Origin of the sequence: Fusobacterium perfoetens ATCC 29250, from assembly GCF_000622245.1 — a bacterium.
Classification (GTDB): Bacteria; Fusobacteriota; Fusobacteriia; order Fusobacteriales; family Fusobacteriaceae; genus Fusobacterium_B; species Fusobacterium_B perfoetens.
The window spans coordinates 97,299-122,742 of the sequence record NZ_JHXW01000004.1; the positions used below are offsets into that span (position 1 = coordinate 97,299).

Here is a 25,444-nt window from a genome sequence, read left to right on the forward strand (position 1 = left end):
ACAATAGTTATATCTATTTTTTATAATTTGTGCCAAAGTGCCACTTTTTCCTATATATCTATTTTTTTTTAAACTTTTTCAAAAAAATTATATATATAGTGAAGTTTTTTTTATAATTTTGGCAACAAATTTTTTATAAATTATTTAATATTAATATTTTATAACTAGATTTTTTAAAATGTTTTTTGGCACACTTTGGCACATATTTATATAACATATTATTTTATCTAAAATTAAAAATTTTAAGTTTTGGCACACTTTTGGCAACAACTGGCACATTTTTTATTAAATTATCAAAAAAACAAAAAAAGGAATATATTTTATATAATTATAAATATAATCATAATAAAAATATTCCTTAATAATATTAATTTAATTTTGCTTTTAATAACATAACTCCTAAAATAATATAAATTATTCCTGAAACTTTTTTCATTATATTTGTTTTTTCTATGCCTTTCAAAAGTTTTGAAGCAAACAAAACTAAAATTATTCCATATATACTACTTGTTATAATAAAACTAATTCCTAAAAGTAAAAAAGGTATTATTCCATAACTACTACTTTCATCAATAAATTGAGGTAAAAAAGCTAGAAAAAATATTGCTACCTTTGGATTTAATATATTAGTTAAAATTCCTTGCTTATAGATTTCTAATAATTTTTTTCTTGGAAGATTTGTATCTATATTATCTTTTTCTATTTTTTCTTTCTCTAATATACTTCTAAATCCTAAATAAATTAGATAAAAAGCTCCCAAATATTTTATTAAATTAAAAACAAAAATAGATTTTACTAATATTGTTGAAAGTCCAAAAGCTACTAATAAAGTATGAAAAAATACTCCTGTTGATATTCCTAATACTGAAACTATCCCAGAATTTTTTCCCCCAGAGAGAGTTCTACCTAAAATATACATAGTATCAGCTCCTGGAGTTAAATGTAAAATTATACAAGATGTAAAAAATACTCCATAATTAATTATTCCAAACATTTTTTCTCCACCTTTTATTTATTAAAAAGTTTTTTATTATAATATCCCTCTGCCATATAGATAGCTGCTAAAGGATTATGACCTAGAACTCTATCTTTAACAGCAAAAACTGTTATTGGAGCATCTGAATGTTTTATAAAAAGTGTATCATGCCCAACACATAAACCTAATAATATATTAAAATCTGTTTTTTGAGAATTTAAAAATTCTGCTTGTCCAATAGGATTACACATAGCCTCAAATTCACAATATGGTCTTACTTGTTTTTCTCTTTCTATTCCTATAAATTTTTTACTTACTCCACCACTTTTACATATTACAGAGTTTACTTGAAATCCATGGTATCTTAAAATTTTCCCAAATGTTTTAGCTTCTTTTGAAAGACCTAAACAAAAAGCTAAACCTATTTTTTTATAATTCATTCTTTTGGCAAAATCTATTATCTCTTGAACTCTAGTTAATTGACAATATCCTTCTGCTTCAACTAAGGCTGAATTATAAGCTATCTCCAATTCTTCATCTTTATATAAAGATTTTATTTCTTCTAATTTTTCTAATTCTCTACAAGGACAATTTGTTGGTAATAATTCTACCTCTCCTTTTGTACAACTATGTTTTTCACATAAATCACAAGTATACATAATTTTCCTCCTAAAACTTTTTATAACTGTTATTCTTTAGAATCTTCTGTTTTCCTTTTTTCTTTTTAGTATTTAACTTATTAGTCAGCAATTAAAAAAATTGTATTTAGTAGTTTTATATAGTAAAATATTATTATTGAAGAAAATTACTAATCAGAAAATAGAAAGGCAAAAATGAAAAAAGAAAATTATTACAAAGTATCTAATCCATTTAAAAATATCTATAGGATTTATGAACCAGGAGATATTTTTTCTACTCTAATTATTGGAGAGGAGAAAGCTCTTCTTATAGATACAGGACATGGATTTGAAAATTTAAAAGAGGAAGTGAAAAAAATAACTTCTCTTCCTTTAATGGTTATTAATACTCATGGACATATGGACCATACAGGAGGAAATTATCTTTTTGATGAAATCCACATTAATCCTAAGGATATTCCTTTATACTATAAGTATGAAAAAGAAAAAAAGATGATGATTGATACCTACAAAGAGCTTTATAAAGAAAGAGGCTTGGTAATGTGGGCAGATGACTTTAATGAAGAAAAATTTTTAAAAACAACTACAAAAACTTTTATTCCTTTAGAAAATAATCAAATTATAGATTTAGGAAATAGAAAATTAGAGGTTATTGAAGTTCCAGGGCATACTCTTGGACATATGGTTATACTTGACTATGAAACAGGAATTGTATTTTCTGGTGATGCAGTTTCTACTTCTATATGGATATATTATAACAATGGAATTTCCCCTGAACAATATATTGAAAATTTAGAAGTATTAAAAAAATATTCAATAAAAGGATTTTTATCAGCTCATGTAGAAAATTTACTTCCTCCATCTCTTGTAACAGAATTACAAAACTTAATCAAAGAAAGAGACCCTGAAAAAAGTAAAGTTTTCACTCATAGAAGAAATGGAGAAAAAGCTTTAATCTATAGAAAAGATGTTGAAACTTTAGGTAGACTTTATTTACTTTATTCTATAAAAGAAAAATATAAAGTATAATTTTTTATTAAATCTGGGGTTAATCCCTTTTAGTGAGGTGAGAATATGGATTTTAAAAATTTACAAAATTTACGTGAAAGTTGTCGTGTGTACAAAGACACAAAAGTTCCTAGAGAGCTTTTAACTGAATTAGTTGAAGTTGCCCGTTTTAGTCCTAGTGGTTGTAACTCTCAACCTTGGCATTTCATCATAGTTGATGAAAAAGAAGCTCACGATAAAGTTGTGGAAGCTTTTGATGACAATGGACTTACAGGTTGCCCTTGGGGAGATAAAGTTCCAGCTTTTATAGTTATTTGTGAAGAAAAAGCAAAATTAATGCCTGGTGTAGCTGAACATTATGGTTCACAACATTTTGCTCAAATGGATATCGGTATGGCTGCTATGGCTATCTGTTATGAGGCTACTGCTCTTGGTCTTGGTACTTGTATGATTGGAACTATTAATCAAGAAAAAATAAAAAAATCTCTAGGAATTCCTGAAGATAAAATAGTTCGTCTTGTAATTACAGTTGGATATCCTGCTACAAATGATGGTCCAAGAAAGAAAATAAGAAAAAATTTAGATGAAATTTTATCATATAATAAATGGTAAAATAAAAATTAATTATAAAAAGCTGAGTAACATTTCCAAAAAATGTTTTACTTAGCTTTTTTTATTGTCAAATTTTTTCTACCTCATTTTATGGTATTTTAATGTATAAAACAATAGTACAAGATATTACTTTTAATATACTCTATTTTTTTTATTATAGATATTTTCCATAAATTCTTTTATTTATGATATTTCATAATTTTTTATGTTAATAAAAATTTTTTATAAAAATCTATTGAAAATATAATATCCAAGGAATATAATTAATGAAAAACAGGTATAATAATATTAATTAGGAGAAAAATATTATGATAGTAAAAATCAAAAGTTTAGGTTATTTTGGAATAGATTCCTTTTTAACAGAGGTTGAAGTTGATATCTCTAATGGACTACCAACTTTTAATATAGTAGGACTTGGGGATACTACTATAAATGAAAGTAAAGAGAGAATAAAAGCTGGTATAAGAAATAGTGGCTATAAATTAGAGCCTAAAAGAATTACAGTTAATCTTACTCCAGCAAATATAAAAAAAGTAGGAACTCATTTTGATTTACCTATAACTGTTGGAATTCTCTGTGGACAAAAAACTTTTAGCTATAAAGAATATATCTTAGAAAACTATCTTTTTATGGGAGAAATTTCTCTTAGTGGTGATTTAAAAAGAACTCAAGGAATTGTAAATGGAGCTATTATTGCTAAAGATTTGGGATATAAGGGAATTGTAATTCCTTTTGATAATTTAAAAGAGGGAAATTTAATAAAAGGAATAGATGTAATAGTTGTAAAAAATTTAAAAGATATAGAAAATTTTTTAACAACAGGAGAATTTCAAAAAATAGAAACTTACATTAATGATAATGAAGAAATAGAAAATATATATGATGAAGACTTAGATTTTTCTCATGTAAAAGGACAAGAAAAAGCAAAAAGAGCTTTAGAAATTTGTGCTGCTGGTGGACATAATTTTTTAATGATAGGAACTCCTGGTTGTGGTAAAACTATGTTAGCTAAAAGAATAATGTCAATTTTACCACCTATTACAGAGGAAGAAAAAATAGAGCTTACTAAACTTTACAGTATAGCTGGAAAATTAACAGAGGAAAATCCTATAATTACAAAAAGACCTTTTAGAACTCCACACCACACAAGTAGCGGAGTAGCTATTATTGGTGGTGGAAGAACTCCAGCTTTAGGAGAAATTACCTTAGCAAATAAAGGAGTTTTATTTTTAGATGAAGTTGTAGAATTTAAAAAAGATATTATTGAAAATTTAAGAGAACCTTTAGAGGAGAAAAAAATTTCTATAACAAGGGCTGGGTATAGGGTAGAATTTCCTACAGACTTTATTCTTATTGCTGCTTGTAACCCTTGTAAATGTGGCTTTAGTTTAGAGCCTTCTGAAATTTGTACCTGTACACCTAGAGAAATTTCAAATTATATGAAAAAACTATCTGGCCCAATATTAGATAGAATAGATTTAAAAATAGAAATGACTAGATTATCAGAAGATGAACTTTTAGATAACATTCCAAGGGAAACTTCTGAAGAAATTAGAAAAAGAGTTATAAAAGCTAGAGAGATTCAAAAAGAAAGATTTAATTCAGATAAATTAAATAGTCATATGACTAGAAATGATATCGAAAAATTTGTAGTTTTAGATGAAAATTTAAAAAATTTATTAAAAACAGCTATAAAAAATCTTAACTTATCAGCTAGAGCCTATGATAGAATATTAAAGGTAGCTCGTACAATAGCCGATTTATCTAATAGTAAAACTATAGAAAAAGAGCATTTATTTGAGGCTATTTCATATAGAATAAATGAAAGGTAGATGAAATATAAATGATAGAATACAAACCAAATTGGCTTTTTAAACACAAGCATATAAATACTTGTTTTCCAACATTATTTAGAAAAATAAAATTAGATTATACAGAGAGAGAAAAAATAAATACTTTTGATGGAGATATTCTCTATATTAACTGGGTAAAAAATAATAATAAAAAGCTTTTAATACTTTGTCATGGATTAGAGGGAAGTTCTAAAAGCAAATATATTCAAGGACATGGAAAATATTTTTCTGAAAGAGGTTGGGATATAATAGCTATAAATTATAGAGGTTGTGTTGGAGAAAATCAAAAACCCTCTGCTTATCATGGAGGACTTACAGATGATTTAAAACTTTTAATTGAAGAAAAGGGAAAAGATTATGAAATTGTTGTAATAGGTGGATTTAGTTTAGGTGGAAATATTGTACTTAAATATTTAGGAACAGAAACATATCCTAAAAATTTAAAATGTGGTTTTGCTGTATCTCCTCCTTGTGACTTTTTTTCATCTAATAATCAATTAAAGAAACCAGAAAATAAAATTTATTCTATAAGATTTTTAAAAAAGTTAAAAAACAAATGTGAAGAAAAATATCAAAATCACCCTGAATGGAGAAAATTTATAAATATTGAAAAAATAAGAGAATCTAAAACAATAGAAGAGTTTGATGATGCTTACACAGGAAGATTCTTTGGTTTTAATGGTTATAAAGATTATTATTCAAAAGTAAGTAGTAAAAAAAATATTGTAAATATTTCTATTCCTACTTATATATTAACTCCATTAGATGACCCTATGATGGGAAAAGAATGTTATCCATATGAAGAAGCTAATCAAAATAAAAATATTACTTTAGAAACTCCTACTTATGGTGGTCATGTTGGTTTTGCTTCTTTTAAGGATTATCCTTATATTTTAGAAGAAAAAACTTACGAATTTGTAAGAAAAGTTTTAGAAAAATCTTTTTAAATAAAGTTTATTAAGTTATAAAAAAAATAGTAAAATTCTTTTGAAAAACATATTTAATAAAGTATAATTATGATATAAATATTTATTGTGAGGTGAAAATATGGCAGTTTTAGTAACAGGTGGAGCAGGTTATATTGGAAGTCATACAGTAGTTGAACTTTTAGAAGCTGGAAAAGAAGTTATTATAGTAGATGATTTAAGTAATAGCTCAGAAAAGGTAATTGACAGAATAGAAGAAATTACAGGAAAAAGACCTAAATTTTATAAATTAAATATTCTTAATAAAGATGAATTTAGAAAAGTATTCATGGAAAACAAAATAGATTCTATTATTCACTTTGCAGCTTTCAAGGCTGTCGGAGAATCTGTAGCAAAACCATTAGAGTATTACACTAACAATCTTGTAAATACTCTTACAGTTTTAAATACAATGAGAGAATTTAATGTTCATAACTTTGTATTTAGTTCATCAGCAACAGTTTATGGAAATCCTCATACTTGTCCTATATTAGAAGATTTCCCATTAAGTACAACAAACCCTTATGGAAGCACAAAACTTATGATAGAAGATATGTTAAGAGATATTTGTAAGGCTGATTCTACATTAAATGTAGCAATCTTAAGATACTTTAATCCAGTTGGAGCTCATGAAAGTGGAAAAATTGGAGAAGAACCAAATGGAATTCCTAACAACTTAATGCCTTATATTACAAAAGTTGCTATAGGAAAATTACCTGTTTTAAGTGTATATGGAAATGATTATCCTACTCATGATGGAACAGGAGTTAGAGATTATATTCACGTTGTAGACTTAGCAAATGGACATCTTAAAGCATTAGAAAAATTAGAAACTAAACCTGGACTTGTAACTTATAATTTAGGAACAGGAAAAGGATATAGTGTTTTAGACATGGTTAAAGCATTTAGTAAAGCTTGTGGACACGATATTCCATATAAAATTGTTGAAAGAAGACCTGGAGATGTTCCTATGTGCTATGCTGACCCTACTAAAGCAAAAAATGAACTTGGTTGGGAAGCTAAATATGATTTAGATAGAATGTGTGCTGACTCTTGGAGATGGCAAAGTAATAATCCTAATGGATATAATGACTAATTAATAAAATAATTTTTTAGACTGTTGTAAAATTTTTACAACAGTCTTTTTTTATAAATATAAAAATTTTACAATTAAAAAACTCTTTTTCTAAAAGTATTAATAAAAAAATACCTTCCTTGTCAAAATTAAATTAATATGGTATAATATCCATTGGAAATTTTTTTTAAAGGAATGAAAACATGGATAATTTAATAGACGAAAAAAATATATATTTTATGTTGTGTTCAGATGAAAATGGTGGTTTTATAAGAGCTATTGATAATCAAAAAAATAAAATCACAGATTTTTCTAATTATAATATAAAAAATGAACATATACAAAATATCATCACCATACTAGAAGATGTTGAACAAGATGACTTTTTTTCTGGTTGGGGAGATGAACCTAACAATAAAGAACTTTATTTAGAAGATGCTGCTGAAGTTATTAATAATTTAAAAAATATCGATACTTTTGTAGATGAAAATTTTAATAAAATTCTTTGGAGTTTTGAAGAAAATACTCTAACTTTAAAAATTGAAGAAATAGAAAATAATGATTTAATTTTAAAGTCACAGTTACTGCTTAATAAAAAATATACTGATTTTAAAGTTATAAGTGAAAATCTTATTTTTAGAAAAGGAATTATCTATGTATTTGATAATTTTATAGACGATATTCACTTTATTCAAGAGATGAATACAGAAATTCCAAAAGATTCTGTTGAAGCATATCTATCTCTTGCAAACCATTATATAAAAGATTTAGAAATTTTATATAATAATTATACTACAGAGGAAAAGAAAGATATAGAAGCTGTACCTCAACTTTCTATAGAAAAAATTTCAAAAGATAATAGTTTATTTTTAAAAATAGAAACTTTCTTTTCTACAATAAGTGATTCTTTCATAAAAGAAAATGATTTAGAAAAAGTTATACTTGTTAATAATTTAGAAAAAAAATTACTTATTTGTGATGTTAACTATAAAACTTTTGAAGCTGTAATAGATGAAATTATAAAACTTCTTTTAAAACATCAAAGAAACTTCTCTATCCGTTCTGGATATTACTTAGATGAAGGAAATCTTTTAATTATTCAAGAAGATATTGCAAAGGAATTTATCACAAAAGATTTATTCCAACTAGCTTCAAAATATAGAATAGTTGGTTCTGATAAATTAAAAAAATATAATATTAAATTTATTAAACCAAAATTAGTTGGAAAATTATCAAGTTCTATTGATTTCTTAGAAGGAAATTTAGAAGTAGAAATTGGTAATGAAAAATTCAGTATTATGGAGCTTTTATCCAAGCTTAAAAAAGATTCTTACATAGTTCTTGGTGATGGAAGTAGTGCTATTATCAATAAAAAATATATAGAAAAATTGGAAAGAGTATTTGATAATACTACTTCTAATAATGTAAAAATCTCTTTCTTTGATTTACCTATAATAGAAGATTTAATAAATGAAAAAATATTTGAAGATGGACATAATCCACAAAGAGATTTCTTTGAAGGTATCAACAATATTTCTTTAAATAAAAATCTTCCAAAAATCAACGCAACTTTAAGGGAATATCAAAAATATGGATATCATTGGATATCATATTTATTAGAAAATAATTTAGGTGCTTGTTTAGCTGATGATATGGGACTTGGAAAAACTTTACAAGCAATATCAGTCATAACTAACCTACATAATAAAAAATTAAGTGAAAAAACTCTGATTATAATGCCAAAAAGTCTTATTTTTAACTGGGAAAGTGAAATTAATAAATTCAGTCCTAAATTAAAAGTAGGAATTTATTATGGAACTAATAGAGATTTAGATACATTTAAAAACTATGAAGTAATATTGACTACTTATGGAACTATCAGAAATGATATTGAAATTTTAAAAGATATAAAGCTAGACTTTGTAATTCTTGATGAATCACAAAATATTAAAAATATTTATTCTCAAGCTAATAAAGCTATAATGCTTTTAAATACTAGATATAGACTTGCTCTTTCTGGTACTCCAATAGAAAATAATCTTTTAGAACTTTATTCCCTATTTAGATTTTTAAATCCAACCATGTTTGGTTCTTTGGATAATTTCAACAGATATTATATTCTTCCAATTCAAAAAGATAATGATAAAGTTGCTATGGAAGAGTTAAAGAAAAGAATTTATCCATTTATTTTAAGAAGAGTTAAAAAAGAAGTTCTTAAAGATTTACCAGAAAAAATTGAAAAAACTCTATTTATCGAGATGAATAAAGAACAAAAGAAATTCTATGAAGAGAGAAGAAGTTATTATTATAACTTAGTTCATATGAACATCAAAACACAAGGAATAAATAAAAGTCAATTTAGTATTTTACAAGCTCTTAATGAGTTAAGACAAATTGCAAGTTGTCCTGAAAATAAAAATCCAAATATTTTCTCAAATAAAAAAATTGCTGTTATTGAAAATGCTATTGAAGCTGTTGAAAATAACCACAAAGTTTTAATCTTTGCTAATTATTTAACTTCTATAAATAGTATATGTAACGAATTAGAGAGTAGAGGTATAAAATATTTATCAATGACAGGAGATACTAAAGATAGACATGTTTTAGTTGATAAATTCCAATCAGACCCAAGTTATAAAGTATTTGTTATGACTTTAAAAACAGGTGGTGTTGGACTTAACCTTACAGCAGCAGATACTATATTTATCTATGACCCTTGGTGGAATAAAACAGTAGAAAATCAAGCTATAGATAGAGCCTACAGACTTGGACAAGATAATACAGTATTTGCTTATAAGATGATACTAAAAGATACTATTGAAGAAAAAATATTAACATTACAAAAAGCAAAAAGTCTACTTATAGAAAATTTAATATCTGATGAAGGGGCAGATTTCAAATTCTTAAGTGAAGAAGATATTGAATTTATTTTAGGTAGTTAAGGAGTAAAAATTGGGAATTAACAAAGATAGATTTAGAAAAGCCTTAGATAATTTTTATACACAAGAAATGTTGTATAATCTTTTTAAGACATATTTTATAAAATGGATAGCTGATGGATATATCGGTTTAAATTTAGGACTTTTTGAGGTTTCTCTCTTAACTGAAAATAGTCCTAAAATAAAATTTTTAGATTTGATGGAGCAATCATTTTCAAAAGAAAAAATATTTTTAACTATTTTTGAAACATTACCAAAAAATATCCAAAAAATATTTACAGAAATTGCTTGGAAAGGAAAATATAACATTTCTCCTGAAGAAAGAGATATATTCTTTAAGAAAAATCAAAGATTTTCATCTATTGTTGATTTAAATGAAAATTATTCTTTCTTTAAATATGGAGAAGATAATAAGAAAAATGAATTTCTATATTTAGATAATGATATTGTAAGATGGTATAGACAATTCCTTCCTAAAAATAAAGAGTGTTTTATCTATACAATAAATAATGTAGATGGATATAAGATTGGAAATAATGAAGAAAGTATTATAGAAAATCTAGGAAAATATTTTAATTTTTTCAATGATAATAAGTTAGAAATTTCTTCTAGTGGAAAACTATTAAAATCTTCTAAAATAGGAATGCATAAATATTGTAATATTGAAGAATATTATACTGACTTAAATGATTTAGATTTCTTAAAGACAGAAACTATAGCTCTATTCTTTTACATATTAAAAAAAGAATATTTAACTTCTACATATATGAAAGGAAATAATTTAAAAACTATTATCTTAGACTTCTTAGATGGAAAAAATATTATAGACGATAACTATACCTTCCCAAGATTATATTTAAATTATCTAAAAGGATATACAAAACCTAAGAAAACTAATAGTGAAGTTCTTAGAGGAATACAAACAATTAAAGATATTTTAAAAAATATTTCTCCTAACAAAATTATTAGTGTAGATAATATTATAAATTATATAATTTATAATGATAAATTTATAGAAATTTTAAATATTGATGAAGTTTATGAAAGAGTTTATATAAATGAAGCAAATTATGAAAGAACAAAACTTTTAAATTATGAAGCTTATAAAGATTATATTATAGAACCTTTTATAAAATCTATACTTTTTATTTTAGGTACTTTTGGAGTTTTAGAGATTTATTATACTGTTCCTAATGGAAAAAATTCTCTTTACCTTAGACATGGTTACTTATCAAAATATGATGGAATAAAAGCTTTTAAGCTTACCAAATTAGGAGAATTTATTTTTGATAAAAGAGATTCCTTTGAATTCAAACAAGAGGAAGAGGGAGTTGTATTCTTAGAAGATGATATTTTAATAGCAAGTATTGTTGGAGAAGCTCCTACTAGAGCATTATTCTTAGAAAGTATTGGTACTAAAATAGCTCAAAACAAATATAAAATTTCATATGAAAGTTTCTTAAAGAAAGTTTCTAATAAAAAAGAAGCTGAAGAAAAAATCAATGAATTTAGAAAAAAAATTGCTGAAAATCCTGGAGAAATCTGGGAAGACTTTTTTAAAGGAGTTAAAGAAAGAATGTCATCTGTAAAATTACTAGAAGATTATAGTGTACTACAACTTAAACAAGATAAAGAATTAATTAGCTTTATTTCTTCAAATAAAGAATTATCTAAAATTATCTTAAAAGCTGAAAATTTCCATATTATAATAAAAAATGAAAATATTAATAAATTCCAAGAAATTTTGAATAGTAATGGATATTATTTATCATAAAAAATAATGGCTTTTGAATTTTTATTCTTATAATAAATAAGACTATTGCATTTTATAAAAAAGAATTTGCAATAGTCTTTTTTATTTGTATATTATCAAAAATATTACTTTTTATTTTATTTATTCTTAGAATTTTTTATGATATAATTTTATTGAAAAATATTTTTTGGAGGTACAAATGCTAGAAAAAGTATTAATAATAAATACAGGTGGAACAATTGGAATGGTTCATAATGACCCTAAAGACCCAACTAGCCCATTAAGACCAGCAAATGATTGGAATGAAATAGCTAAAGAACATCCTATTTTAAAAAAATTTCCAACAGATTATTATCAATTTAATCCTTTAATAGATTCTTCTGATATGTCTCCAGAAGTTTGGATAAAAATAGGTGAACTCATAGAAAAAGAATATGATAATTATAGAGGATTTGTAATTTTACATGGAACAGATACAATGGCTTTCACAGCTTCTGCCCTTTCTTTTATGTTTAAAAATCTTTCTAAACCAATAATACTTACAGGTTCACAAGTCCCTCTTCAATTTCCAAGAAGTGATGCTTTACAAAATCTTATAACAGCTATTCAAATAGCTGGAAATGAAATTTATGGAGTTAGACTTGTACCAGAAGTTGCTATATTCTTTAGAGATACTTTACTTAGAGGAAATAGAGCAAGAAAAATAGATGCTACAAATTATTTTGGTTTCTCATCTCCTAATTATCCAGCTATTGGAGAAGTTGGTGGAGATATAAAAATAATAAAAGATAGAATCTTAAAACCTAGCCATGATAAATTTTATGTGGATAAAAGAATATCTAATCAAGTTATTGTATTAGAACTTTTCCCAGGACTTAACTTTAATTATTTGAAAAAAATCTTTGATGATAATTGTGATATAAAAGGAGTTATTCTAAAAACTTTTGGAAATGGTAATGCTCCAACTAATAAAGAATTTCTTGAAATATTAGAATATATCTCTTCTAAAAATATTGTTATTATTGATATTACTCAATGTACAAAAGGTTTTGTTAAAATGGGATTATATGAAGCTAGTGCCAAACTTACAGATGTCGGTGTTATAAGTGGAGCTGATTTAACTCCAGAAGCTGCTGTAACAAAACTTATGTATTTATTAGGAGCTTATAAAGATATTAAACAAGTAAAAAGAAAAATGCAAGTTGATATTAGTGGAGAGCAAACTTTGAGTCAATATGATTTTGTTATAGAAAATGATAAAGAATTTACTGATAATTTCTCTATGGAAATCGTTGTCCCTAAAAAATTAAAAAAAGAATACTTAGTAAGAGCTGTTGTACGTATAAATAAAATTACTGAAAGAGAATTTAATGATAAAGATTTAGAAATAACAATGTCTATGGAAAGTCTAGATGATTACAACGATAACTTTATCGAATCAAGCAGTAAAATAAAGAAAAAAATAGATGTTACACAAAAAAGTGCTCATATTATTTTTAATAATTCTGTTAAAAGAATTTTAGATAGCAGTAAATCTGTTAAAATTTCTATGGAAAGTAATATGAAAATAAATTGGGAAAATATTAGTTTTTCTATTTTCTCTGAATTAATTTAATTTTTTTGACTTTATTTTATCTATAAAATATTATACAATAGTTGTATATAATTTTTTGTTTAGGAGATTTTATGTTTAAATTACATTCTAATTTTAAACCTACAGGTGACCAACCTCAAGCTATAGAAACTTTAACAAAAAGAATAAAAGAGGGAGTGAAAGACCAAGTATTATTAGGTGTAACAGGTTCTGGTAAAACTTTTACAGTAGCCAATGTTATTGCTAATGTTGGAAAACCTACTCTTATTTTAGCTCCTAATAAAACTTTAGCAGCTCAGCTTTATTCTGAATATAAAAAATTTTTTCCAGAAAATGCTGTAGAGTATTTTGTTTCTTATTATGATTATTATCAACCTGAAGCTTATATAAAATCTACTGATACATATATAGAAAAAGATTCATCTGTAAATGATGATATAGATAGACTTAGAAACTCTGCTACTGCTGCTCTTATAAATAGAAAAGATGTCATAATTGTAGCTTCTGTATCGGCTATTTATGGATTAGGTTCTCCTGAAACTTATAAAAAAATGACTATACCTATTGATTTAAAAACAGGATATGATAGAAATAAACTAATTGAAAAATTAATAAATTTAAGATATGAAAGAAATGATATTGCTTTTGAAAGAGGAAAATTTAGAATAAAAGGTGATGTTATTGATATATATCCATCATATATGGAAATGGGATATAGATTAGAATTTTTTGGTGATGATTTAGATGAGATTTCTACTATAAATACTTTGACAGGACAAAAAATTCAAAAGAATATCCAAAGAATTGTTATATATCCCTCTACTCATTATTTGACAGAAGAGGAAAAACTTGAAAAAATAATTGAAGAAATAAAAAATGATATGAATGTAGAAGTCCAAGCTTTTAAAGATAAAGGAAACATTTTAGAAGCTCAAAGACTAGAGCAAAGAACTAATTATGATATAGAGATGATACAAGAGATTGGACATTGTAAAGGGATTGAAAACTATTCAAGATATTTAAGTGGTAAAAAACCTGGAGAAAGACCAGATACTCTAATCGATTATTTTCCAAAAGATTTTTTAATATTTATAGATGAATCTCATATAGGCGTTCCACAAATTGGTGGAATGTACAATGGAGATAGAGCTAGAAAGGAATCTCTTGTAGAAAATGGATTTAGATTAAAAGCTGCTCTTGATAACAGACCTTTAAAATTTCAAGAGTTTAGAGATATTTCAAATCAGACAGTTTTTATTTCAGCAACTCCTGGAGATTTTGAAATAAAAGAGTCTAAAGGAAATATTGCAGAACAACTTATTAGACCTACGGGACTTCTTGACCCTGAAATTGAAATAAGAAAAACTGAAAATCAAGTTGATGATTTATTGAATGAAATAAGAGAAAGAGTAAAGAAAAAAGAGAGAGTTTTAGTTACAACTCTTACTAAAAAAATGGCTGAGGAGCTTACTGAATATTATTCCACTTTAGGTGTAAAAGTGAAATATATGCACTCAGATATTGATACTCTTGAAAGAATTGAAATAATTCGTGAATTAAGATATGGAACTATTGATGTTATAGTTGGAATAAATCTTTTAAGAGAGGGATTAGATATCCCAGAAGTTTCTCTTGTAGCTATTCTTGAAGCTGATAAAGAGGGATTTTTGAGAAGCCGTCGTTCTCTTATCCAAACCATTGGAAGAGCTGCTAGAAATTTAAATGGAAAAGCTATTCTTTATGGAGATGTTATAACAAAATCTATGGCTCAAGCTATAGAGGAAACTGAAAGAAGAAGAAAAATACAACATGAATATAATGTATTTAATAATATAGACCCAAAATCTATAATTAGAGAGGTTTCTGAAGAAATTTTAAATCTTGATTATGGACTAGATACTGAAGAAACTTCTAAAAAATCTCCAATTAAAAAATTCTCTAGTAAAGATGAGATTGAAAAAGAGATTGAAAAATTATTAAAAGAAATAAAAAAATGTTCTGAAGAGCTTGATTTTGAAACTGCTATAATAAAAAGAGATGAAATGAATAGATTAAAAAATATATTATTGGAGTTATAATGAAAGATAGAATCTACAATGTTTCTGAATTTAATAAAATAGTAAAAGAATATGTAGATGAAATTCCTGAATTTCATAATTTTTTTCTAAAAGGTGAGTTATCAGGTATAACTTATTATAAAAGTGGACATCTATATTTCACTTTAAAGGATAGAAAATCTCAAATAAAATGTGTAGCATTTAATTATAAATTAAAAAGAATTCCAGAAGATTTAAAAGAGGGAGATAATGTTACACTTTTTGGAGATGTTGGATTTTATGAAGTTCGTGGAGATTTTCAAATACTTGTTCGGCATATTGAAAAAGAAAATTCTATAGGTGAACTATATCAAAAATTAGAGGAATTAAAATTAAGAATGGAAGAAGAGGGATATTTTTCTCCACTTAATAAAAAACCTCTTCCAAAATATCCTACTACAATAGGAATAGTTACATCTTCTATTGGAGCTGGACTTTATGATATAATAACTACAGCTAGAAAAAGAATGGATAATATAAATATCTATGTGTATCCAGCCAAAGTTCAAGGAGAGGGTTCTGTTGAGGAGATTATAAAAGGGATTGAAACTCTTGATAAAATTCCAGAAATAGATTTAATAATAGCTGGAAGAGGTGGAGGAAGTATCGAAGATTTATGGTCTTTTAATGAAGAAAAAGTTGCTCTTGCCTTTTTTAACTGTAAGAAACCTATTATATCTGCTGTAGGTCATGAAACAGATTTTCTTTTAACTGATTTAGTAGCTGATGTTAGAGCAGCAACTCCTACTCAAAGTATAGAAATCTCTGTTCCTGTAAAAAAAGAAATTTTATCATTACTTGATGATGATAAAAGATATCTTACAACTCTTATAAATGAAAAAATAAAAAAATCAAAATTAATTTTAGAAAATAAAAGTCAATCATATATTTTTAAAAACTTTAATAAAAAAATTGAAAAGGCTAAAGAAGATTTATTTGAAAGAGAATTATTTTTAGAAAAAAATTTAAAATTAATTTTAGAAAGAAAAAATCAAAATTTAAAATTACAAATTGAAAAACTTATAGCATTAAATCCTTTAAATATTCTTGCAAGAGGTTTTTCTATAGTCAAATCTAATGATAAAATAATAAAGTCATCTAAAGAAATAGAAAAAGATGATGAACTTTTTATAAAATTATATGATGGTAGCTTAAAAGCTACTGTAAAGGAGATAAAAAAATAATGAAATATTTTTATAAAATTTTATTAATTTGTATTTTAACAATTAATACTTTTGCTAATACTCTTTATCCAAACTCTTCAAATCTTTTAAATGGAAAAGTTAATATAGAGAATAATAATTCATTAAAAGATAAAAAAGAAGAAAATGTTAAAATTGCTCTTGAACTTAAGTATCGAAATAAAGAAAATGGAAATAAACTTACAACATTTAGAATTCCTATAAGAAAAAAAGATAAGGATGACCCAAGACCAGCTGATATTGCTACTATCGAAGAGTTAGTAAATAGAGAAAGAGTTAGAGAAAAAGCTGCTGCTATGCTTGAATATTATGAAGAAGCTTTTCGTTATCATCTTGAGTCTATCAGTAATGATTCTAAAGAAGTATATAAATTAGGAAATTATTATTTTACTCATGGAAGATATGAAAAAGCAAGACAAGTTTTTAGTAAAAATATAAATAGTATCGAAAATCTTTTTGGAGCTGCTGTTACAAATAGATTCTTAGGTGATTATGATACAGCTATTTTATATTATAGTGAGGTCATTGATATGAATCCAAACTTAGCTGAACCTTATCTTGAAAGAGGGCTATGCTATAGAAATCAAGAAAAATATAGAGAAGCTTTAGCTGATTTATTAAAATACAAAAAAATGAGAAATACAGAAGAAGCTTATGCTGCTTTAGGAAATCTTTATATTTTGAAAAAAGATTATTCTAATGCTAGATTTGTTTTAAATGATGGAAAGATATTATATCCTAATTCAAAAATTATAAATGAACTTTTAATAAAATCTCATGGTAAATAATAGGTGAAAATATGGAATGGTATAGATTAAGGATTATTGGACTTAAAGATAGTATTATAGCTAAACTTATGCTTCATTTTGAAAAATATAATGATATTTTTTTGTTAGATAAAGAACTATTAAAATTATATTTTAAATTTGATGATGAAACAATTTCCTTGATATATCAGTCTAAAAAAACAAATTTAGAAAAAGAATTGACTTTTTTTAAAGAAAAGAATATAAATATTATATCTTTGAAAGATAAAAATTATCCAATAAATTTAAAAAATATTTCTCATCCACCTTTATTCCTATATTATAAAGGGGATATTTCTATTGCAAATGAAAAAACTATTGGAATTGTAGGGACTAGACGACCAACTACTTATGGAAAAAGAGTTTGTGAAAAAATAACAACTGATTTAGTAAAATCTCAAGTTACTATTGTAAGTGGATTGGCATTAGGAATTGATGCAATCTCTCATAAAACCACTCTTGAAAATAATGGAAAAACTATTGCAGTTGTTGGTTCTGGATTAGATATAATTTATCCTAGAGAAAATAAAAGATATTGGGAAGAAATTGGAGAAAAAGGACTTTTAATATCTGAATTTCCTTTAGGTACTGAACCTTTATCATATAATTTTCCAATGAGAAACAGAATAATTGTAGGTTTATCTAAAGGAATAGTTGTAGTAGAAAGTAAAGAAAAAGGAGGAAGCCTTATAACAGCTTCATTAGCTTTAGAAGAAGGTAGAGATGTCTTTGCTATACCTGGAGATATTTATTCACCTGTTTCTACAGGAACAAATAATTTAATAAAAAATTCTGAAGCTAAACTTATTACATCTAGTGAAGATATACTAAAAGAATTTAATTGGCCTATAAAGGAATCTAATAAAATAAATCTAAATTTATCAGAAGATGAACTTAAAATATACAATATTTTAGAAAAGGAAAAATCACTAGATGAATTAATAATAATTACAGGAATAAAAGCTAAAATTCTATTAGCTATATTAATGGAAATGGAAATAAATGGATACATTCTAAGTATTAGTGGAGGAAAATATATTAGAAAAATAAAATAAACTTATTTTATTTTGGAAAGGTTTGATATTATGAAGAAGAATAATAAAAAAAATCTAGTTATAGTAGAATCACCAGCAAAAGCTAAAACTATTGAAAAAATATTAGGAAATAATTTCCAAGTAACAGCTTCATTTGGACATATTAGGGATTTACCTAAAAGTTCTCTTGGTGTTGATATAGAAAATGGTTTCACTCCAAATTATTCAACTATAAGAGGAAAAGGAGAAGTTACAAAAAATTTAAAAGCTTTAGCTAAAAAATCTGATAAAATTTATCTTGCTTCTGACCCTGATAGAGAAGGAGAAGCTATAGCTTGGCATATTGCTTACACTTTAAAACTAGATGAAAATGAAAATAATAGAATAGAATTTAATGAGATTACGGCTTCAGCCATAAAAGAAGCTATAAAACATCCTAAAAAAATTGATATAAATAAAGTTAATGCTCAACAAGCTAGAAGAATTTTAGATAGGCTTGTTGGTTATGAAGTTAGTCCACTTTTATGGAAAACTGTTTCATCTAATACAAGTGCTGGTCGTGTTCAATCAGTAGCTTTAAAATTAATTTGTGAATTAGAAGACAGCATAAAGGCTTTTGTTCCTGAAAAATTCTGGGATATAAATGGAGAGTTTGAAAACAAAATTAATTTATCTCTTTATAAAATTAATAATAAAAAAATAGATAAATTGAAAGATGAAAAAATAGTTGAAAAAATAAAGTCTTTTAAAGGAGAAGAATTCTTAGTAGAAAGTGCTAAAGTTACTAAAAAAACTAAAAATCCACCTGTTCCTTTAAAAACAAGTACACTTCAACAACTTTCATCTTCATACTTAGGATTTTCAGCTACAAAAACTATGAAGATAGCTCAAGGACTATATGAGGGTGTTAGTATAAATGGAACTCATAAAGGACTTATTACATATATGAGAACTGATTCCATAAGAATTTCAGAGGAAGCTTCTAAAATGGCAAAAGATTATATTCTTGAAAATTTTGGAAAAGAATATGTTGGTGGAGAAATTAAAAAATCTACTAAAAAACAAGAGAATATTCAAGATGCTCATGAGGGAATTAGACCTACAACTATAGAATATACTCCTGATTATTTAGCTAAATTTTTAGATAAAGACCAACTAAAGTTATATAAGCTTATTTGGGAAAGGTTTTTAATTTCTCAATTAGCTCCTATGAAATATGAACAATTTGAACTTATTTGTTCAAAAGATAATATTCAATTTAGAGGAATTTTAAACAAAATCTTATTTGATGGATATTACAAAGTTTTTAAAGATGAAGAAGATATTCCATTAGGTGATTTTCCAAATATAAAAAAAGACGAATTATTAAAACTTTTAAAATTAAATATAAAAGAAGATTTTACAAAACCACCTGCAAGGTTAACAGAATCATCTCTTATTAAAAAACTAGAGTCAGATGGAATTGGTAGACCATCTACTTATGCTACTATTATCAATACTTTAAAAGATAGAGAATATGTTACTCTTAAAGGAAAAAGTTTTGTTCCTACAGAATTAGGATATCAAGTTAAACATGTTCTTAATGAAAATTTTAAAACTTTTATGAATGTTAAGTTTACTGCTGATATGGAAAATAAACTTGATGATATTGCAGAGGGAAAAGAACATTGGCAAGAAGTTCTTGAAAAATTTTATTCTGAACTTTCTAAAAATATTGAAAAATATAAAAAAATTATAGATGAAGATGAAAATAAAATTATTGTATCAGATGTTATATGTCCTTGTGGTAAAGGATATATGATAATGAAAAATGGTAGATTTGGTAGATATCTTGCTTGTAATGAAGAAGGATGTAAACAAAATATCTCTCTTCGTGGAATAGATATTCCTATGGAAGATATACAAAAAGGAAAAATATTTGTAAAAGATATCTTAGAAGCAAAATTAGATGAAAAAAAAGGAAAGTTAACAGATGTTTTTAGTAATGATGGAACTAGATTATTACTTAAAGTTGGGCCTTATGGAAGTTATTTAGAAAGTGAAAATTATACTAATGATAATATTAGAGTTACTCTTCCTAGTGAAATAAAAAAGGCTTTAATGCAAAATCAAGTTTTAATTGAAGATGGTATTGTGAAATTAAATGAGAGATTACAAGTAATAAAATCTGAAGAAAAAAACATTCTTGATAAAGCTGGAGTTTGTGAAAAATGTGGTCGACCATTTAGAATTGGTAAAGGTAGATTTGGTAGATATCTTGCTTGTACAGGATATCCAGAATGTAAAAATATTAAAACTTTAGATAAAGATGGAAATATTATAGAAAAAAAAGAAAAGAAAACTACTAAAAAGAAAAAATAATTATTATAGCAAAAGCCACCCTTTCGAGTGGCTTTTGCTATTTTAACATTACAAAGGATTTATACTGAAATCAACTACTTAGTTGAATTAGTATTTTTTTTAAGGTCAATTAAAACTTTTGTTCCTTCTACAACTAACATAAAAGCAAGAATAAAGATAAAGAAAATTACAACTGATTGTAATCCATGTACTGCTAGTTTTCCTTGACCTGAAATTAATAATACTATATTAGTTTTAAATGAAATTAATAAAGAACTCATAGTAGCACAAATCATAAATATCATAGGAATAAATAACATCTTATTATTTTTTCCTGTTTTAGCAAGCCATACAGATACTCCTAAGAAACATGGTACAGCAACTAATTGATTACATGCTCCAAATATAGGCCAAATATTTTTATATCCTCCAAGACATAATACTCCACCTAAAAATACTGTAATGATTGTAGCTACATACATATTACTAAACGATTTTTTAATTCCTACATTTTCTTCTGGGTTTTTAGAAGTAAATAACTCTTGAAATAAAAATCTTCCTAATCTTGTAGCTGTATCTAGTGAAGTTAAAGCAAAAGCTGAGAAAGCTAGAGAAATTACTGTAAATGTAGTTCTAACAGCTATATCATTAAATCCCATTGCTCCAAAAAATCCTGAAACCCCTGTAGCAAATACAACAGCTGGTGACCCATTTGGCATTTGACCATCTTTAAATAAAACTCCTACTGTAATTAAAGCAATAACAGCTAATACACATTCTATTAACATAGAACCATATCCAATCATTTTAGCGTCTTTTTCATTATCTAATTGTTTTGAAGTTGTTCCAGAACCAATTAATGAGTGGAATCCTGAAATAGCTCCACAAGCTACTGTAATAAATAGATATGGGAATACAAATTGTCCATTAAAACTATTTTTTAGTCCTGTAAAACTTGGTAAATTAATTGTTGGATTTGTAAATACAACTCCAATAAAAGCAGCTAAAATCATGAAATATAATAAGAAACTATTTAGATAATCTCTTGGTTGTAATAAAATCCATACAGGAGTAACTGAAGCAATAATAATATAGATAAATACAAATCCTAACCAGAAATTTTTACTTAAATAGATAGGAAATTTTAATCCTAAATATATACATAGTATTAAAAGAGCTACTCCAACAACTGAAGAAATAACAAGTGGAGCATTTTTTCTATATACTAAGAATCCAAAAGCTATAGCTAGTGGAATAAATAATACAGAAGCTGTAGCTACTGAACCATTAGCTTGAATATATGTTTTTGTTCCATCAGCTGCTACTGTATATCCTTGGAAAGTACTAGCCACAATATCAGCAAAAGCAGCTATAACTAATAAAATTACTAACCAAGCAAATGTTGTAAATAATACCTTACATTTATGTCCAATATATTCTTCAATAACTTCTCCTAAAGTTTTTCCACCATGTTTTATAGAAACAACAATAGATGAAAAGTCTTGAACTCCTCCAAAGAAAATTCCTCCAATAACAATCCATAAAAATACTGGAATCCATCCAAAAACTGCTGCTTGAATTGGTCCTGTTATTGGTCCTGCCCCAGCAATAGAAGCAAAGTGATGTCCTAAAAGAATAGGAGCTTTAGCTGGTACATAATCTACTCCATCTTCCATTGTATGAGCTGGTGTTACTTGTTTTGGGTCTACTCCCCATTGTTTTGCTAACCATGAACCATATGTTACATAGGCTATTAAAAATAAAATAATAGCTACTGATAAAATTAATAAACTACTCATATAAATTTCCCTCTCCTTATTATCAATTTTTTAAATTTTTTTCAAATACATTTATAATTTCTTTAGAAGGTTTATTATAATAGATTTTATTTTCTTTTAAATCTATTCCTATAAATCTAGTTGTTAAAAAACCTCTTATAGAAAATAAATATGTCTTTTCAAACTTAAATTTTTCTATTTTCTTTTTTATATTTTCAGAAATTTTATTTGAAGATATAAAAACTATTGATATATAACTTGTCATATGATTTTTAGGAGGATATTTTTCTCCCTTTCTTACATAATCTTTTTCAATCTTGTTTTTTATTAAAAGTTCCATATTGTCTATATCTTTTTCACTAAGTTTATTAACTTCTAAGAAAAAGATATATTCAAAATTATTAACTTCCCAAAGATTTACTTCTTTTACTAATATATATTTTTCAGCCTTGGAATTAAAATATCCATAGGCTGAAAAATTATACTCATCAATTTTTATATTTTCTTCTATATCAAAACAACTTTTATATACTTCCAATAAATTATTTAAATACTCTTTTGATTCCATATACCTCTCTTATTTAACTTCTCTTGTCCAATTTTTTGTATCTTCTAGTTTACCCCATTGAATACCTGTTAGAGTATCATATAATCTTTGAGTTAAAGCTCCTGTTTTAAAATCATTAATAACAGCAGTTTCTCCTCTATAGAATAATTCTCCTACTGGAGATATTACAGCTGCAGTTCCTGTTCCAAAAGCTTCTTGAAGTTTTCCATTTCTTGCTGCTTCCATTAAGAAATCAATAGTGAAATGTTCTTCATGTACTTTATATCCCCAATCTTTTAAAAGTTGAATACAAGAATCTCTTGTTACCCCTGGAAGAACTGTTCCATCAATAGGTGAAGTATAAACTTCTCCATCAACTAAAAACATAACATTCATTGTTCCAACTTCCTCTACATATTTACGCTCAGCTCCATCTAACCAAAGAACTTGTGTATATCCCTTTTGTTGAGCATTGTATTGAGCTAGGATACTAGCTGCATAGTTTCCTCCACATTTTGTAAATCCTGTTCCACCTTTACAAGCACGAACTAATTCTTCTTCAACATAAATTTTTACAGGACTAACTCCTTCTGGATAATAATTTCCTACAGGAGATAAAATTATAGCAAATAGATAATTACTTGCTGGGTGAACTCCTACTGTAGCTTCTGTTGAAAACATAAATGGACGAATATATAGAGAAGTTCCCTCTGCTGATGGTATCCATTCTTTTTCATATTCAACTAATTTTTCTATAGCTTCAACAAACATATCTTCTGGAAACTCTGGCATACAAAGTCTTTCACAAGATTTTTGCATTCTTCTAGCATTCATTTCAGGACGGAATAATAAAACTTTTCCCTCTTTTGTTCTATAAGCTTTTAATCCCTCAAATACCTCTTGAGCATAATGTAAAACAAATGAAGCTGGACTTAAAGATAATGGTCCATAAGGAACTATTCTTGCATCATGCCATCCTTTTTCTTTTGAATAATCCATTAAAAACATGTGGTCAGTAAAATATTTTCCAAATCCTAATTTGTTTTGGTCTGGTTTCTCCTTTAACTCTTTAACTCTTTCAACTCTGATTTCCATAAAACTTTCCTCCTTGTAATGTCTATAAAAAAAACAGCCTTGGCCAAGGCTGTTTTAATATTTTTTACTTAATTTTTTATATAAAATTTATTATTTTATCCCTAGTAAAAAATGGTTACACCAAACAACTCTTAGCATTTATTTTTTGTACGTCAAAACTTCTGATATTCATAAATATCAGATTTATTATACTTATGACAAATATTATGCTAAGTAGTTTAAACATATAACCCTCCTTAAAGTTTTCTTGCGTAAAGTATAAAACATTCTTTTAAAAAAATCAAGTGTTTTTTTAATTTTTTTTATTTTTTTTAATTTTTTAGTATTTTTTTCTTAAAATATAGTATTTTCTTTAGAAATAACATTAATTTTTTTATCTATAAAAGATATTTTTCCATTTTTTAGCTTTAATTGAATAGGATATACCTCTACACCTTTACTTATAGCCTTATAAAAAGTCTCAAAAAATGATTTATCTGTTTTATAATTTGGTATAAAACTATGAGAATCTCTAAAAATTAAAAGCATTACTGCTGCTCTTTCCCCTTTTTCTTTAATTTCCATTAAAGTTTCTAAATGTTTTACTGCTCTTTCAGATGGAGCATCTGGAAATATAGCTATTTTATTTTCTGAAAGTGAAACTCCTTTCACTTCAACCCAAATTTTTTCTCCATTTTTTTCTAAATAATAATCAAGCCGACTATGTCCATTTTTTACTTCAGCTTTTACTAAATCCACTTCTCCAAAAGGTGATATTGAAAAATCTCTTAAAATATTTTCTGAAATATACCTATGAAAAGATGAATTTAAAAGAATATCTTCTCCATCAGGAGCTTTAGCTGAAATTAAATCCCATTCTGTTTTTCTTTTACTTAAATCTTTAGCTTTTCTAAGAGAAACTTCATTTCCTTCATAAAGTAACTCTTTTATCCTTCCACTATCATGTACATGAACTGTTACAATATCTTTATTTTTTAATTCTACTTTTGAAATAAATCTATTAGGTCTTTCTAAAAAACTTCCTATTTCATTTATTTCAATTTCATATATAACTTTTTCCATTTTACCTCCATAAGTTTTTTTATATTTTATCATAAAAAATTATATTTTATAATTGTTAAATATGAAATAAA

18 protein-coding genes and 1 pseudogene are annotated in these 25,444 nt (G+C 25.7%); 13 read left to right on the forward strand and 6 right to left on the reverse strand.

Annotation, left to right across the window (positions count from 1 at the left end; translation table 11 throughout):
• Positions 1-367: 367 nt before the first annotated feature.
• Positions 368-994 (reverse strand): LysE family translocator, encoded by a 627-nt coding sequence (locus T364_RS0101790; RefSeq protein ID WP_027128047.1) that lies wholly within the window; start codon positions 992-994, stop codon positions 368-370.
• Between the two features lie 14 nt (positions 995-1,008).
• On the reverse strand, positions 1,009-1,635 hold the full coding sequence (locus T364_RS0101795; RefSeq protein ID WP_027128048.1) for a DUF1847 domain-containing protein: 627 nt from the start codon (positions 1,633-1,635) through the stop codon (positions 1,009-1,011).
• A gap of 174 nt (positions 1,636-1,809) precedes the next feature.
• Here T364_RS0101795 and T364_RS0101800 point away from each other — a divergent pair, with 174 nt between their 5' ends.
• From T364_RS0101800 to topA, 13 genes and pseudogenes are all read left to right on the forward strand, one after another.
• Entirely contained in the window at positions 1,810-2,643 is an 834-nt protein-coding gene (locus T364_RS0101800) for an MBL fold metallo-hydrolase (protein WP_027128049.1), read from the forward strand.
• A 45-nt stretch (positions 2,644-2,688) separates the two neighbouring features.
• Positions 2,689-3,234: a nitroreductase family protein gene (locus T364_RS0101805; protein ID WP_027128050.1), complete on the forward strand. Its 546-nt coding sequence runs from the start codon at positions 2,689-2,691 to the stop codon at positions 3,232-3,234.
• A gap of 308 nt (positions 3,235-3,542) precedes the next feature.
• Positions 3,543-5,066 (forward strand): YifB family Mg chelatase-like AAA ATPase, encoded by a 1,524-nt coding sequence (locus tag T364_RS0101810; RefSeq protein WP_027128051.1) that lies wholly within the window; start codon positions 3,543-3,545, stop codon positions 5,064-5,066.
• A gap of 11 nt (positions 5,067-5,077) precedes the next feature.
• Entirely contained in the window at positions 5,078-6,034 is a 957-nt protein-coding gene (locus tag T364_RS0101815) for a YheT family hydrolase (RefSeq protein WP_027128052.1), read from the forward strand.
• A gap of 100 nt (positions 6,035-6,134) precedes the next feature.
• The gene (galE, locus tag T364_RS0101820) at positions 6,135-7,148 is read left to right on the forward strand and encodes a UDP-glucose 4-epimerase GalE (RefSeq protein ID WP_027128053.1); all 1,014 of its coding nucleotides are present in this window, start codon (positions 6,135-6,137) and stop codon (positions 7,146-7,148) included.
• 182 nt (positions 7,149-7,330) lie between these two features.
• The gene (locus T364_RS0101825) at positions 7,331-10,069 is read left to right on the forward strand and encodes a DEAD/DEAH box helicase (RefSeq protein ID WP_027128054.1); all 2,739 of its coding nucleotides are present in this window, start codon (positions 7,331-7,333) and stop codon (positions 10,067-10,069) included.
• Between the two features lie 10 nt (positions 10,070-10,079).
• Positions 10,080-11,840: a hypothetical protein gene (locus T364_RS0101830; RefSeq protein ID WP_027128055.1), complete on the forward strand. Its 1,761-nt coding sequence runs from the start codon at positions 10,080-10,082 to the stop codon at positions 11,838-11,840.
• Between the two features lie 178 nt (positions 11,841-12,018).
• Positions 12,019-13,047, forward strand: a pseudogene (locus T364_RS0101835) (asparaginase); the annotation flags it as partial.
• Positions 13,048-13,505: 458 nt separating this feature from the next.
• The gene (gene uvrB / locus T364_RS0101840; protein WP_027128057.1) at positions 13,506-15,491 is read left to right on the forward strand and encodes an excinuclease ABC subunit UvrB; all 1,986 of its coding nucleotides are present in this window, start codon (positions 13,506-13,508) and stop codon (positions 15,489-15,491) included.
• A complete protein-coding gene (gene xseA, locus T364_RS0101845) occupies positions 15,491-16,693 on the forward strand; it encodes an exodeoxyribonuclease VII large subunit (protein WP_081775651.1) in 1,203 nt (400 codons plus the stop codon). The genes uvrB and xseA overlap by 1 nt, the downstream gene beginning before the upstream one ends.
• Entirely contained in the window at positions 16,693-17,499 is an 807-nt protein-coding gene (locus T364_RS10935; protein WP_051532603.1) for a tetratricopeptide repeat protein, read from the forward strand. Before xseA ends, T364_RS10935 begins: the two co-directional genes overlap by 1 nt.
• An 11-nt stretch (positions 17,500-17,510) precedes the next feature.
• Positions 17,511-18,572 (forward strand): DNA-processing protein DprA, encoded by a 1,062-nt coding sequence (gene dprA, locus T364_RS10305; protein ID WP_035945201.1) that lies wholly within the window; start codon positions 17,511-17,513, stop codon positions 18,570-18,572.
• 30 nt (positions 18,573-18,602) lie between these two features.
• On the forward strand, positions 18,603-20,912 hold the full coding sequence (topA, locus tag T364_RS10310) for a type I DNA topoisomerase (RefSeq protein ID WP_035945202.1): 2,310 nt from the start codon (positions 18,603-18,605) through the stop codon (positions 20,910-20,912).
• 74 nt (positions 20,913-20,986) lie between these two features.
• Here topA and T364_RS0101865 read toward each other — a convergent pair whose 3' ends face one another.
• From T364_RS0101865 to sfsA, 4 genes are all read right to left on the reverse strand, one after another.
• Positions 20,987-22,690, reverse strand: coding sequence for a carbon starvation CstA family protein (locus tag T364_RS0101865; RefSeq protein WP_027128060.1), 1,704 nt, complete (start codon positions 22,688-22,690; stop codon positions 20,987-20,989).
• A gap of 22 nt (positions 22,691-22,712) precedes the next feature.
• Complete coding sequence (locus tag T364_RS0101870; RefSeq protein WP_027128061.1) at positions 22,713-23,237, reverse strand: DUF8052 family protein; 525 nt, start codon at positions 23,235-23,237, stop codon at positions 22,713-22,715.
• A gap of 9 nt (positions 23,238-23,246) precedes the next feature.
• Complete coding sequence (locus T364_RS0101875; protein WP_027128062.1) at positions 23,247-24,311, reverse strand: branched-chain amino acid aminotransferase; 1,065 nt, start codon at positions 24,309-24,311, stop codon at positions 23,247-23,249.
• 333 nt (positions 24,312-24,644) lie between these two features.
• Positions 24,645-25,373 (reverse strand): DNA/RNA nuclease SfsA, encoded by a 729-nt coding sequence (sfsA, locus tag T364_RS0101885; protein WP_027128063.1) that lies wholly within the window; start codon positions 25,371-25,373, stop codon positions 24,645-24,647.
• Positions 25,374-25,444 lie beyond the last annotated feature (71 nt).

Excerpts from the sequence above, each read along its gene's own strand:
- T364_RS0101790 (WP_027128047.1), bottom strand. The coding sequence starts at position 994 with ATGTTTGGAATAATTAATTATGGAGTATTTTTTACATCTTGTATAATT.
- T364_RS0101795 (WP_027128048.1), bottom strand. The coding sequence starts at position 1,635 with ATGTATACTTGTGATTTATGTGAAAAACATAGTTGTACAAAAGGAGAG.
- T364_RS0101800 (WP_027128049.1), top strand. The coding sequence starts at position 1,810 with ATGAAAAAAGAAAATTATTACAAAGTATCTAATCCATTTAAAAATATC.
- T364_RS0101805 (WP_027128050.1), top strand. The coding sequence starts at position 2,689 with ATGGATTTTAAAAATTTACAAAATTTACGTGAAAGTTGTCGTGTGTAC.
- T364_RS0101810 (WP_027128051.1), top strand. The coding sequence starts at position 3,543 with ATGATAGTAAAAATCAAAAGTTTAGGTTATTTTGGAATAGATTCCTTT.
- T364_RS0101815 (WP_027128052.1), top strand. The coding sequence starts at position 5,078 with ATGATAGAATACAAACCAAATTGGCTTTTTAAACACAAGCATATAAAT.
- galE (WP_027128053.1), top strand. The coding sequence starts at position 6,135 with ATGGCAGTTTTAGTAACAGGTGGAGCAGGTTATATTGGAAGTCATACA.
- T364_RS0101825 (WP_027128054.1), top strand. The coding sequence starts at position 7,331 with ATGGATAATTTAATAGACGAAAAAAATATATATTTTATGTTGTGTTCA.
- uvrB (WP_027128057.1), top strand. The coding sequence starts at position 13,506 with ATGTTTAAATTACATTCTAATTTTAAACCTACAGGTGACCAACCTCAA.
- xseA (WP_081775651.1), top strand. The coding sequence starts at position 15,491 with ATGAAAGATAGAATCTACAATGTTTCTGAATTTAATAAAATAGTAAAA.
- T364_RS10935 (WP_051532603.1), top strand. The coding sequence starts at position 16,693 with ATGAAATATTTTTATAAAATTTTATTAATTTGTATTTTAACAATTAAT.
- dprA (WP_035945201.1), top strand. The coding sequence starts at position 17,511 with ATGGAATGGTATAGATTAAGGATTATTGGACTTAAAGATAGTATTATA.
- topA (WP_035945202.1), top strand. The coding sequence starts at position 18,603 with ATGAAGAAGAATAATAAAAAAAATCTAGTTATAGTAGAATCACCAGCA.
- T364_RS0101865 (WP_027128060.1), bottom strand. The coding sequence starts at position 22,690 with ATGAGTAGTTTATTAATTTTATCAGTAGCTATTATTTTATTTTTAATA.
- T364_RS0101870 (WP_027128061.1), bottom strand. The coding sequence starts at position 23,237 with ATGGAATCAAAAGAGTATTTAAATAATTTATTGGAAGTATATAAAAGT.
- T364_RS0101875 (WP_027128062.1), bottom strand. The coding sequence starts at position 24,311 with ATGGAAATCAGAGTTGAAAGAGTTAAAGAGTTAAAGGAGAAACCAGAC.
- sfsA (WP_027128063.1), bottom strand. The coding sequence starts at position 25,373 with ATGGAAAAAGTTATATATGAAATTGAAATAAATGAAATAGGAAGTTTT.